The sequence below is a fragment of the Tenacibaculum sp. nBUS_03 genome (assembly GCF_051201695.1).
In the GTDB taxonomy this organism is placed as follows: domain Bacteria; phylum Bacteroidota; class Bacteroidia; order Flavobacteriales; family Flavobacteriaceae; genus Polaribacter.
In genome coordinates, this window is record NZ_CP179214.1 from 3,968,761 (window position 1) to 3,981,878 (window position 13,118).

A 13,118-nucleotide genomic window follows, 5' to 3' on the forward strand; every position below is an offset into this window, starting at 1 on the left:
ATAAATTTATTAAAAGTAGTGTTATTAAAAGCTGTATGAGATACTCATTGTTTCATACAGTTTTGATTAAATTTATTTAGAGGTTATGCTTAAACTACATTTAAAAAATGTAGTTTTGAGGCATTATGTATAAAATCAGCCTTTATTTTTTTTTCTTTTTGTTGTTTTTAAGTGAGTTAACCTATGCTCAGCACCCAGTATATAATCACTTAACCGAAAAAGATGGTTTACCAGATATTGAATTTTATGGAGTTTTAGAAGATAAAAAAGGTTTTGTTTGGTTGGCAGCCGATAAAGGTCTATTTCGTTATGATGGAAAGGAGTTTATAAATTATTCACACCCTGATAAAAGAGGTTTATCAGTTTTCGGGTTGAAATTAGATGAAAAAGGAAGGGTATGGTGTAATAACATTTCTGGACAGTATTTTTATGTAGAAAATGATAAGTTAAACCTATATGTGGATATAGAAGAATATGCAGCTGGTCAATTAGGAAGTTTCTTTTTTTATAAAAATAGTTTGATAGCATCGCACTTTGGGTATGTAGCTAAAATTGATCTAAACACAAATAAAAAGAAAATTATTAAAGAGATAGTTGCTTCTGTTTTTAAGAGTAAGGATTCTTTGTTTTTGTTAAGTAATACTTATTATAAATTTAGCCTTACTGGAAATGAGTATTCACCTAAATTTCCGTTGGGCTCTAATGTTGTAATTGAAAGTCCTACAACTACAAATTATTTTGTTCATAAAAATAAACAGTTTATTTATACTTATAACATTAACGGAGATGAGGCTAAAGATAAAAGGTCTATGGTTCTGGTTAAACAGGGTAACAATTTTGAAAAAGTTACGATGCCTAGTATTTTAGGGGGGGATACAGTTATAGTAAGTTTTTATGATGCCGGTAGTGAATTTTGGTTTGGGACAAATAAAGGGGTCATAATTTGTGAGTATAAAAATGGTAGTTTTTTTTATAAGAAAACAAATTTTAAAGGAAGGTATATTACTGGTTTTCTTAAAGATAGGTATGATAATTATTGGTATACTACTCTTAGAAATGGTGTTTTTGTCGTACCAAATTCATATTTAAATAAATATGAGTTAGAAGAATATCAGCAAAACATAAGTGCTATGGATAGGGTAGGAGATAATAGTATATTATTTGGTGCTACTAATGGAGGTTTGGGCGTTATTGATATAAAAAAAAGAACCTTTAAAAATTTTGAAATAGATGATAAGCAGAAAGTTTTTGCTATTATAGGATTGTCTGATGAGTTTGCTTTTGTTAGTTTTGCTAGGCACTGTTATATTTTTAATATAAAAACAGGAGGATGGAAAAAAATAAAGGTAAATGGTAATTTGAAAGACTTATCATTAATAAATGAAAATAAGGTAGTAATAGCGTCATATGGATCGGCTGGAATTTTATCTTTAAAAGATAAAATAGAAACTCTAAAATTAGGTTCTGAAAGATCATATTCTACCTATTACAGTAAAAAAAGCAAAAAGATTTATGTTGGGTATGTTTATGGTGTAAAAGAATATGATGTTGATTTAAAAAGTAAGACAATAACTTTTAAAGATAGAGAAATTTTTGCCGTAGATATTGATGAAACAGAAAATGGTATAATTTGGTTTTCTACATTTAAGGATGGTATAGTGGGGCTACGAGAAGACGGAAAGATGATTAATTATACTGAAAAAAACGGGTTGCTTTCTAATTTAACAAGCGTTATAAAAAGTGATGGGAATTATTTATGGATTTCTACAAATAAGGGGGTACAAGTATTAAATACAGTCACTGGAGAATTTAGAAATTTAACAAGAAGGCATGGGTTGAGTTCTTTTAATATTTCTGATATTGCAATTTTTGATAAGACAGTTTTTCTGAGTTCTAATAAAGGGGTTTTTCAAATAGATAAAGAAAAGGTTTTTACCAATACTGTCCTTTTAGATTTTTATTTTACTAAGATATCAGTTGAAGATAAACAAGTTTCAATAAAAGGAAATTATACGCTTGCTTCTGATACTAAAAAAATTCAGTTTAGTTTTCATACTAATGGGTTTTTAGCTGAAGATAACATTCAATACAAATATAGATTGTTAGGTGCTTCAAAAGATTGGAACTCTATTTCACAAGGAGTTAATCAGGTTACCTTTAATAACTTGGCAGCGGGAGCTTATACTTTTCAATTAAAGGCAGTTCAAATAAATGGAAAAGAAGAAACGCCTTTAAAAACTATTAAATTAAAAATTAAGCCACCTTTTTATAAAGAATGGTGGTTTGTCATAGGTGTTTTATTGTTATTATTTGTATTTGTATGGGTTTATTTTACAAATAGGATAAAGAGTATAAGGATAAAACAAAAACAATTGTTGGAAAAAGAACGAATGCAAAAACAATTGGTTTCTTCTAAATTAGAAAGCCTTCAGTCTCAAATGAATCCCCATTTTACATTTAATGCTTTAAATTCAATTCAAAATTTAGTCTTAAAAGGAGAGAGGCATGAGGCTTATGATTATTTAACTAAATTTTCATTTTTAATTAGAGAAAACTTAAATATGAGTAAGAAAAGTTTTGTTCATTTTGATAATGAATTACAGTTGTTGATTAAATATTTAGAGTTGGAGAAACTCCGTTTTGGTGGAGAGTTTACTTATGAAATTAAGGGAGATGCTCTTATAGAAGATATAAAAATACCTACAATGATAATTCAGCCCTACCTAGAAAATGCTTTAAAGCATGGTTTATTACATAAGAAAGGAGATGATAAAAAAATAATTTTAGAGTTTTCTCAAGAAAAAGGTGTTTTAAAATGTATTGTATCTGATAATGGTATAGGGGTAGAAGCAGCCAAAAAAATAAAAAAAGAAAGTAATATTACTCGTGAATCATTTTCTACAAAAGCAATAAAAGACAGGTTAGCCTTTTTGAGAGATTATTATAAAACAGACATCGGTGTGGTTTATGAAAAAGTAACCAAAGGAACCAAAGTTGTTATTAAAATTCCATTTTCAAAAAGTTGAAAATAATCATTTGGAAGCTAATTTGCTTAATTAGGAAGAAGTTTTAAATTATCGAAAAAAATAAAAATATATTACAGGAATATTCTTGACAAAAAAAAGTGTTTTCCCCTTTTTTATAAGATTTTAAAAATCAATGAATTCTATTGTAAAAAAAATATTTGATACAGGTATACAAAGTGCTAAGGGAACAAAAGAAAATAAAAAGATAAAACTTTTAAATATATTTTGCTTTACATGGGCTGTTATGATTCCTGTAATAACAATTTTTGATGTTTTTTTTAAAAGAGAGTTGGAAGGTAGTTTGGTAATGCATGGTGTTTCCTATGTTTTAATTACTGTTATTTTTTATTTTCAAAAAAAACAGCGTTACACATTGGCGAGGGTTTTGTTTTTGGGTTCTATAATAGGTGTTACTTTTGTGTTTGCAAATTATACTACACCATTAAATTTAATTGAGAATTTTTATTTTATTTATCCTTTAATAGCTTTATTATTAGTAGATAAAAAGTGGATTAACATAGCTATTCTTATAATATGTTTTCTGTTATATTTTGTGCCAAATTTATATTACGAACACTATCCTAAAAATACAATTTTACCAGTTTTGGTGTTTTCGGTATTTGTAGCTGCCTTTGTGATTTTAAATTATGCTGAAACATTAAATAAAAAACACGAAAAAGAATTATTATTAAATAAAGAACAATTAGAGCAAGCGTTTTTAGAGTTAGAAGAAAGAAAAAAAAGCGAGTTGGCTAGCCTGCAGCTAAAAGCATTAAAAGCTCAAATGAACCCACACTTTTTATTTAACGCTATAAACTCAATACAAAACTTAATACTTACAAATAAAAAGGAAGAAGCATACAAGTATTTAACAAAATTTTCTTTGTTAATGAGAGAGAGTTTAAAGACAAGTGAAAAAAGTTTTATAGATTTTGATGTTGAATTATCTATGCTAAAAAAATACTTAGAACTTGAAAAACTTCGATTTGGATATGATTTTATATATGAGCTAAAAGGAGAGAGAGAGATTAAAAGTATAAAAATTCCTTCTTCAATAATACAGTCATTTGTAGAGAATGCTATTCGCTATGGTTTATTGCATAAAACTGAAGGGAAAAAAATAATAACAATAGAATTTTACCAGAGTAAAATATTTACTTGTGTAATAACTGATAACGGTATAGGTATAGAAGCTTCTAAAAAGGTAAGTGTCCTTAATGCTAAATCAAGTATTAATGAATCATCAATAAAAGTAATTCAGAATAGGTTACGGTTATTAAACGAGTTTTATAAAATGGATATTGGTGTTTCTTATGAAGAGGTTGCAAAAGGTACAAAGGTTATTATAAAATTACCATACACAACATAAAGATGAATGTTTTAAGTAAAGTGTATAAATTTGTTGTTAATGTTGGTATTTATAGAAGTATTGAGGAAGGTCATATAAAAATAAGATTATTGACTGCTTTTTGTTTAATCTGGGTTATTTGTGTTTTTATGATTTTAGCCCTTTTCTTTTCACAAGGAATAGATAGAAGTATTGTTTTACATTTATTTTCATTTTTAACTATTATATCAGTATATGGAATACATAAATATAAAATATATATTTTAGTAAGAGTCTTGTTTATTGAAACCTTAACAATGGTTGTTAAAATACCTTATACTAATTAAAATGGGTAGAATTAGAAATATATACAAAAATATTGTAGGTATTGGTGTTTATGGCTGTTTATCTCAGAGAAACATAAAGAGAATTAAAATATTAAATTTTGCTGCTTTTTTTATGGGGTTAAATACATCAATAGCATTAATAGTTAAATATTTTACAAATGATTTATCTGCTAAAATGGCCTTGGTATTTTTATTAGAATCAGTTTTGTATTTTTCAGTTTTAATATTTAATTCCATAAAAAAACACGAAGTTGCTAAGTTTTTATTTATAGTGTTATTTACTTCAATTTTATTTTTACACAATAATTTCTTGTACATTGGAGAGTATACAGAATACTATTATTTAGTGGTTCCTATCGGAACTTTGTTGTTTTTCGATAGTAAGTGGATACATTATGGTTTTTTATTAATTGCTTTGTTACTTTTCTTTATACCTAATTACTACTTAAATATTTATGATAAAGAAAGTTTTGGTTTTTTTCATGTAATCCCTTTTTTTTTAGGAATGTTTGTGGCTGTTCAATATTTTAGGAATGAAAATATTAAAAACGAAGACAAGTTAAAAAAAGCCTATGTTGAACTAGAGGATAAGAAAAAGAATGAATTAGCTCACTTACAATTAAAATCATTGAAAGCGCAAATGAATCCTCATTTTATGTTTAACGCATTGAACTCTATTCAAAGTTTAATATTAAAAGAAGATAAGCATGAGGCGTATTCCTATTTAACAAAATTTGCCTCTTTGATAAGAGAAAACTTACAAATGAGTGAAAAGAGTTTCGTGTATTTTGAAGAAGAGTTATCGTTATTGAAAAAATATTTAGAACTAGAAAAACTTCGGTTTAGAGATAATTTTGAGTATGAAATAAAAGGAATTGAATCTATAGAGGATATAAAAATACCTTCTATGATAATCCAGCCTTTTGTAGAAAATTCGATAAAACATGGATTACTGCATAAAGTTACTGGGTTAAAAAAAGTGAGCATACATTTTTATCAAGAAGAAGTTTTTAAATGTGTGATAATTGATAATGGTATTGGAATAGAAAAGTCAAAAGAAATAAATACTTTAAATAGTAAAGTAGCGTCATTTTCAACAAAAGCAATACAAGAACGATTAACTTTTTTAAAAGATTATTATAAAAGTGATATAGGATTTCAATATAAGAAAATAAATAAGGGAACAAAAGTGGTTGTTAAAATTCCTTATGTAAATAAGGAGGAAGAATAATTACGATACTCCAGAGCATTACTACAATAAGAGTAGTAAAAGAATTAATAAAAGAAACTTAAACATCAAAGAAGCTTCCTTTTCAAACAAAGTTATTCAAGAATGACTAATTTTATTGAATTGCTACTTAAAACCAATATAGGTATTACACACAAAAAAATAAATGAAGCAATGGAAGTAATTGTTAAAATACACAGAGTAAATAAAAATGAATAAAATACAAGCTGTTATAGTCGATGATGAATTAAATGCAAGAGAAAATCTAAGGTACTTATTAAATGAATTTTGCAAAGAAGTTGAAATTGTTTCAGAAGTAGCTAATGTGGATGACGCTACTGTTGCAATTAAAAAAAATAAACCACAATTAGTTTTTTTAGATATTGAAATGCCTAGAAAAAATGGGTTTCAATTATTGGATGAATTTTCTGAAATTGATTTTCAAATTATTTTTATAACTGCTTATGATATGTATGCAATAAAAGCTTTTGAAGTAGCGGCAATTGATTATTTATTAAAACCTATAGATATTGAGCGTTTAAAAGAAGCTGTGAGAAAAGTGAAAAAGGCAATTAAAAACACTGAATTTTTAAAAGAAAATTTAAATGTTTTAAAAGAGAATAAAAAAGCATTACAAAAAATTGCCATACCTTATAAAACAGATTATGTAATATTAGATATTGATAATGTATTGTGCATAGAAGCAGATAGAATGTATTCTATTGTTTATACAAAAAGTAATAAAAAGTACATGGTGGCAAAAAAATTAAGCTATTATGAAAACTTATTATGTAATAAAAAAGATTTTGTGAGGCTTCATCGTTCCTGGATTGTAAATATTAATAAAATAGAAGTATACTCTAAAAAAGAAAAAGAAGTGAAGTTAGAATCTGATTTCAAAGTCCCAGTAAGTAAAAGCTATAAAGAGGGTTTTGAAACACTTTTTTATACATAAAAAAGAAGGATGTAGTTCATTTGGAAAATAAAATACTTCATTCGGAAGTAAAAAAGAATTCTTCTAGTTAGGTTAAACTTTCTTTGTTTAAGAAATAATTTAAAATTCTTTAAACTTAGAGATGTTATGGTAAAAAAAATACTATTAATATGTTTGTTTGTAACTAGTGTTGTTAGTGCACAATTTCCAACAAACAACTTAATTGTTCAATACGGATTCAATAATGGAAGTGTTCTGGTTGACGGGGTTAATGGAGGTTCACTAATAGCTTCGGGTGCAACCTATACAGAGGTAAATGACAGGTTTAATGTTGCACCAACTAGTGCTGTTAACATGAATGGTAGTTCTTTTAATACTAATTATACAACTGGTAATTCTACTACAGATACTAGTATTAGTTTTTGGTTAAAAACGAGTGAGAATTCATCAGATTCGAAAATAATTTTTGAAAAAAGTTCAAGAAGTAATGCTGCTAGCTCATCTAATATGTTAGGGTATTCAGTCAGACTAGAAAGTGGGAAAATACGAGTAGAAAACGGGTATGAATTTACTTTCTATAATGGTTTAAAAAGATTAGATAGACATTCAGCTATATCAAGTAGAGCTTTAAGTGATGGTGAATGGCATCATATAGTTGTTTCAATTTATAATAGATCAGATAATATTGGTACAAGTAAAGGAGTAGATAATTTTATAAAAATTTATATAGATGGTACTTTAGATACGGATCATAAAAGGAACAAAAGACCAAATACGTTTTTAAATAGACAATTACAGGTAACTAATGGACATTCTCAGAATACTCGTAAATTTCAAATAGCAAATTTACATGGAGGAAATGCTGCTGCTAATTTAATGTATACGGATGTTATTGATGATGTGCTGGTATATGGAAGATTATTAAGTGCAACTGAAATTAATACCATAGGTTCTTACAATAATTTTTGTAGATCTATTTCAACAGGTATGCTGTCTGTGGCTAATGCAACAGAGAATAGTATAGATATAAATATTTCTGGGACAGAAACTATAGATGTTGCTTATCATAAAGTAGGAGAGTCTTTTTCTGCAGCTACTATTGTAACCAATGTAACTGGGGTTATAAGTATAAATAGTTCGTCTCCTGAGAGATATAAAGTTTATGTAAGAAGAAATTGTGGAACTAATAATATATCACCTTGGTCAGATTATAAATTATTTAAAAACGAAGGGCTTCCTATTTATGTAAATAAAAATGCAACAGGAAATAATGATGGTTCTAGTTGGGCAGATGCTTTTGTTAGTTTGAAAGATGCTTTAGTTGAGGTATATGAAAATAATGAAATATGGGTAGCAAGTGGAACTTATTTGCCAGCTACTTCTGGAAGATCAAACTCTTTTACGGTTTCTAAAAAAGGAGTTAAAATTTATGGAGGTTTTGTAGGTACTGAAACACAGGTGTCTCAAAGAAATATAAATGCAAATAGAAGTGTGTTATCTGGTGACTTAGCAGGTAACGATAATACTACCTTAGATTTTACTAATACATCAAGAAATGATAATTCGTATCATATTTTAAAAATAACTAATGATGATATAGTTATTGATGGTTTCACTATTCAAGGAGCTCATGCTAATGGTAGTGCAACAGACGATAAATCAGGAGGAGCTATTTTTAAAAATTTTACAGCAGTAAACTTGGAAGTTGTAAATTGTGTGATAGAAAATAATGTTTCTATTACTTCTTCAGCTGCTATTTATTCAAGATTTGACGAAACTGGTTATTTAAAGATTAGAAATACAGTGATAAAAAATAATTTATCAAGGTACGGTACAGCTATATATAGCTATTCAGCAAATAATAAAACAGCAACTATACAAATTAAAAATTCTGTATTTGATAGTAATATTGCTAGAGATAATGGTACAGATAAAGGATATGCTGGAAGTGCAGGATGGTTTAGAGCTTATGGTACTGGGTCAACAATGAATTGTGATTTAATTAATAATACGTATGCTAATAATATTAATACAGGAACAGCTACTGGTTTAAATAATTTTAATAGGTCAGCTGTTGGAATGGGTAAAACGAGTGGTACATTTAATGGAAATGTGGCAAATTGTATTTTTTGGAAAAACACAACTACTGGAGGTGTTACTAGTAAATCTATAGCTCAGGTTCATACAACATTAGGGCAAAATATTACTGTTAAAAACTCAATAGGAGAAGATAGTTTTTCAAACCTTCCTAGTTCAGGGTTGTCAAATGTGTCTAATTTAGATCCGTTATTTACTGATTTAGCAAATAATGATTTTTCGTTAACAACAGCATCTCCAGCTAAAGATAATGGAGACAATACTGCAGCTATTGGGGCTTCTGATGTAATAGGTAATGTAAGAATTCATAATGCAACAGTTGATATGGGAGCTTATGAATTTGGGTCTTCTACTTATGTTGGTAGAATATTGAAAATTAAAACTGAAAATGGAAGTGTTACTTCAAACCCAGAAGCTATTGATGGTGCATATAGTCAAGGAACAAGTGTAGTGTTAACTGCTACTCCTGATGCAGGATATAGATTTGATGGATGGAGTGGAGATGCAAGTGGAATAACAAATCCTTTGACTTTTGTAATGAATTCAGATAAAACTATTATTGCAAACTTTAGTAGAATACAAGAATTTACACTAACAATAACTAGTGTTAACGGAACGGTAGCAACAAATCCGAATCCAGTAAATGGAAAGTATAATGAAGGACAAGTAGTTACTTTAACGGCTACACCAGATGCAGGTTATCAATTTGATGGATGGAGTGGAGATGCAAGTGGCACAACAAATCCGTTATCAGTAACAATGGATGCTAATAAAAATATTACAGCAACATATAGTAAAATACAACGTACGTTAACAATAAATGCTACTAACGGAACAGTAACTACGAATCCTAATCCAACAAATGGAACCTATGATGATGGAACAGGTGTTGTGTTGACCGCTACACCAGATGCAGGCTATCAATTTGATGGCTGGAGTGGAGATGGAAGTGGCACAACGAATCCATTATTACTAACAATGGATGCTGATAAAACTGTTACAGCAATTTTTAGTAAAATACAGCGTACCTTAACCATTAATGCTACTAACGGAACGGTAACAAAGAACCTAAATCCAACAAATGGAACCTATGATGATGGAACCAGTGTTGAGTTAACTGCTACACCAGATGCAGGATACCAATTTGATGGATGGAGCGGGGATGCTAGCGGAACTTCAAATCCATTAACGGTTGTAATGAATGCTAATAAAACCGTTACAGCAACGTTTAGTAAAATACAACGTACGTTAACAATAAATGCTACTAACGGAGCAGTAACAACGAACCCAAATCCAACAGGTGCTACCTATGATGATGGAACCAGTGTTGAGTTAACTGCTACACCAGATGCAGGATATCAATTTGATGGATGGAGCGGAGATGCTAGTGGAACAACAAATCCATTAACGATTGTAATGGATGCAAATAAAACTGTAACAGCAACTTTTAGTAAAATCGAGCGTACCTTAACAATAAATGCTACTAACGGAGCGGTAACCACGAATCCTAATCCAACAAATGGAACCTATGATGATGGAACCAGTGTTGAGTTAACTGCTACTCCAAATGCAGGATATCAATTTGATGGATGGAGTGGTGACGCTAGTGGAACGGTAAATCCATTAACAATAACTATGGATGCTAATAAAACTGTCACAGCAATCTTTAGTAGAATTCAATATACGTTGACTATTAATGCTACCAATGGAACAGTAACTACGAGTCCAAGTCCAACAAACGGAACCTATAATGCTGGGGTTAAAGTAACATTAACAGCAGTGCCGGCAGCTGGTTATCAATTTGATGGCTGGAGTGGTGATATTTCAGGTTCAGTAAATCCATTAGCTATTACAATGAATGCTAATAAATCGATTACTGCAACATTTAGTCAGGTAACTGCAGGAATAGAAGACGAACAAAAGTTAAAAGATTTTGCTTTGTATCCAAATCCAGTAGAATCTGTTTTAAGCTTACAATTAAATGAGCAAATTAAAGAGGTAACGATATATAGTATTCAGGGGCGAGAAGTAAAAGTATCAAAAGAAAGAGAAATAAATATTAGTGATTTATCGTCAGGTATTTATTTAATAAAAGTACAAACGGACAATGAAAAAATAGGAATCAAGAAGTTTGTTAAAAAGTAGTGTTGTTAAAAACTGTATGAGATGTTCATTGTTTCATGCAGTTTTTTTTATTAACTAAAAAAATAATCAAATGAAATTAGTAATTATTATTGCATCAACAGTTGGAGCATTACTATTCAATTCACCAAAAGAAGAAGGTGTTTTTAAAACAGTAAAAACGGAGAGAGTAGCTGGAAGTAGTTTTTCTTTAATAAATGATACTAAAGGTAAAGTATCAATTTATACGGGAACTGGTTTTGTTTCTTTAAATAAAGGGTCAAAAACAAGTATTTCATGTAAAGTGGGAAAAGAAGTGCGCTGGGCTAAAAGTGGAAGAAAAGGCAAAGTTATTTTTAAAATACAAAGTAAGCATTGTGGTAAGGTTTTAAAGTTGTCAAAATTATTATAATGTTATTTTTTAAATAAATTAAGAAGAGCCAAAACATTTTTTGTTTTGGTTTTTTTATTTGGGTGTATTCTATCAACTTACAAATATGTTTATATGTTTTGGTTCTTAAATTATTGTTTTTTAGTGTTTTATGTATTTTGAGTTTCGGAAGTAATTTAGTGTGTTTGGGAAGGAATTTTCTGCTTTTTTGATATTAGTAAGCGTTATTTGTATGAGAGTTAACAAAGGGGTAAATAGAAAAAACGAAGAAAAAATGAAGAAAATTTTATTAATAACAGTAGCGCTTTTTACATTATTAGCTTCTGCACAACAAAACCAGAATGAGATATTAGCAGATTATAGTTCTGGAAATTATTCAGTATACAAGGTTAAAAAGGTTTCTTATGATAAGTTTAAGATGGTTAAGGTTAAAAAGCAATGGCCAATTCAGTTTTCAAAGTCAGGAAATAAAATTAGTACTGTTTTAGTGAAAAGAGCAGGTATTTTAGATGAAGCCTTTAAGCCAGATGTACCTGGTCATCCAGCGTATTTTGCTTTTTCATCATATCGATTAACTTTTATTGATGGTGTAGGTGTTTATTATAGTTGGAATACTAAAGAGCAAGCCACAACAAAATATGTTTTTGTAAAAGGAGGTTTATCTAAAAAATATAGAGAATTAAACAAACTAGTAGAAAATTATTCAAAAGCAGTATTTAAAAATCAAACGAATGCTCGAGCAGAAGTAAAAGAAGAAAAATCTGCAATTGCTGAACTTGAAAGAAAAAGAAACTCATTACAAAATAGGGAAGTAAGCAAACTGGAAATACAGGTATTGAAAACACCTAAAAAGGTAGCTCATTTTTCTGAAGCTATTAAGTATGGTATAGTTGCAATTCTAAAAGATGGAAGTAAATTATCAACTAAAAATTTAGGGGGTAAAATTCCTTGGAACGATTTTATTCTTAGTAATAAAGGTTGCAGTAACACAATTGAAGAGGTAAGAGTTGACGAAGATGCTAAAACGTTAATTGAAGATAGAATTACGCTTCAGGTTGTTTCAAAATACCATAAAGGATTAAAAGCAACAAAGTATATTAATACAACAAACAACTTACCTGTACAAGTAAATCAAAGAGGTTTTTGGGGTCATGAACGACGTAAGTATATGACTGTTTTTCAAGGTCAAAATGGTCAGCATGCAGGGCGAGGAGATAATTTAACAATTAAAGTTAAAACGGTTTCACACAAACAAACAGGAGAGAAACTAAATAAAATTGAAATTTTTAACACGACCAAAAATAAGTTAGTTATTAGGTATAAGTTAACACCTACTACCAAGCTAATTGTAAATAATAATGGAGGGCAAGGAATGAATGGTTTTGAAGGTAGAAAAGGGTCTCCTAATGGAGGAAACGGAGGTAATGGTGGAGCAGGCGGTAATATTTTATTGATAAAAGATCCTTCTGTTACCAAATTAGATATTGTTTTAAATAATGCTGGTGGTGCTGGAGGAAAGGGAGGGGCACCTAAATATTCATATGCAAGTAGAGGAAGAAATGGAGTAAGAGGTGGTAAAGGAAGAATTAGTAAACAAGTAAAAACAGTTAAGTTAAGTTTCTAAATAAACTATTAAATTTAAGTATA

The 13,118-nt window shown here is 29.0% G+C and carries 8 protein-coding genes; all 8 read left to right on the top strand.

The genetic code is table 11. From position 1 onward, the window contains the following. Positions 1 to 158 precede the first annotated feature (158 nt). On the top strand, positions 159 to 3,026 hold the full coding sequence (locus ACMFBB_RS18195) for a histidine kinase (protein ID WP_435262153.1): 2,868 nt from the start codon (positions 159 to 161) through the stop codon (positions 3,024 to 3,026). 133 nt (positions 3,027 to 3,159) lie between these two features. Further along, positions 3,160 to 4,395, top strand: coding sequence for a sensor histidine kinase (locus ACMFBB_RS18200; protein ID WP_435262154.1), 1,236 nt, complete (start codon positions 3,160 to 3,162; stop codon positions 4,393 to 4,395). A gap of 2 nt (positions 4,396 to 4,397) precedes the next feature. Continuing rightward, positions 4,398 to 4,700, top strand: coding sequence for a hypothetical protein (locus tag ACMFBB_RS18205; protein WP_435262155.1), 303 nt, complete (start codon positions 4,398 to 4,400; stop codon positions 4,698 to 4,700). A gap of 1 nt (position 4,701) precedes the next feature. Then, a complete protein-coding gene (locus ACMFBB_RS18210) occupies positions 4,702 to 5,931 on the top strand; it encodes a sensor histidine kinase (RefSeq protein WP_435262156.1) in 1,230 nt (409 codons plus the stop codon). Positions 5,932 to 6,139: 208 nt separating this feature from the next. Next, positions 6,140 to 6,883 carry a LytR/AlgR family response regulator transcription factor gene (locus ACMFBB_RS18215; protein WP_435262157.1) on the top strand — a complete coding sequence of 248 codons (744 nt, stop codon included), beginning with the start codon at positions 6,140 to 6,142 and terminating at the stop codon, positions 6,881 to 6,883. Positions 6,884 to 7,009: 126 nt separating this feature from the next. Beyond that, entirely contained in the window at positions 7,010 to 11,104 is a 4,095-nt protein-coding gene (locus ACMFBB_RS18220) for an InlB B-repeat-containing protein (protein ID WP_435262158.1), read from the top strand. 70 nt (positions 11,105 to 11,174) lie between these two features. Beyond that, positions 11,175 to 11,492, top strand: a complete 318-nt coding sequence (locus ACMFBB_RS18225; protein ID WP_435262159.1) for a hypothetical protein — start codon at positions 11,175 to 11,177, stop codon at positions 11,490 to 11,492. A gap of 253 nt (positions 11,493 to 11,745) precedes the next feature. Further along, a complete protein-coding gene (locus tag ACMFBB_RS18230) occupies positions 11,746 to 13,095 on the top strand; it encodes a hypothetical protein (RefSeq protein WP_435262160.1) in 1,350 nt (449 codons plus the stop codon). The last annotated feature ends 23 nt before the right edge of the window (positions 13,096 to 13,118 follow it).

What these genes read in the sequence shown, in the direction of transcription:
- ACMFBB_RS18200 (WP_435262154.1), top strand. Translation starts at nt 3,160, where the DNA reads ATGAATTCTATTGTAAAAAAAATATTTGATACAGGTATACAAAGTGCT.
- ACMFBB_RS18205 (WP_435262155.1), top strand. Translation starts at nt 4,398, where the DNA reads ATGAATGTTTTAAGTAAAGTGTATAAATTTGTTGTTAATGTTGGTATT.
- ACMFBB_RS18210 (WP_435262156.1), top strand. Translation starts at nt 4,702, where the DNA reads ATGGGTAGAATTAGAAATATATACAAAAATATTGTAGGTATTGGTGTT.
- ACMFBB_RS18215 (WP_435262157.1), top strand. Translation starts at nt 6,140, where the DNA reads ATGAATAAAATACAAGCTGTTATAGTCGATGATGAATTAAATGCAAGA.
- ACMFBB_RS18220 (WP_435262158.1), top strand. Translation starts at nt 7,010, where the DNA reads ATGGTAAAAAAAATACTATTAATATGTTTGTTTGTAACTAGTGTTGTT.
- ACMFBB_RS18225 (WP_435262159.1), top strand. Translation starts at nt 11,175, where the DNA reads ATGAAATTAGTAATTATTATTGCATCAACAGTTGGAGCATTACTATTC.
- ACMFBB_RS18230 (WP_435262160.1), top strand. Translation starts at nt 11,746, where the DNA reads ATGAAGAAAATTTTATTAATAACAGTAGCGCTTTTTACATTATTAGCT.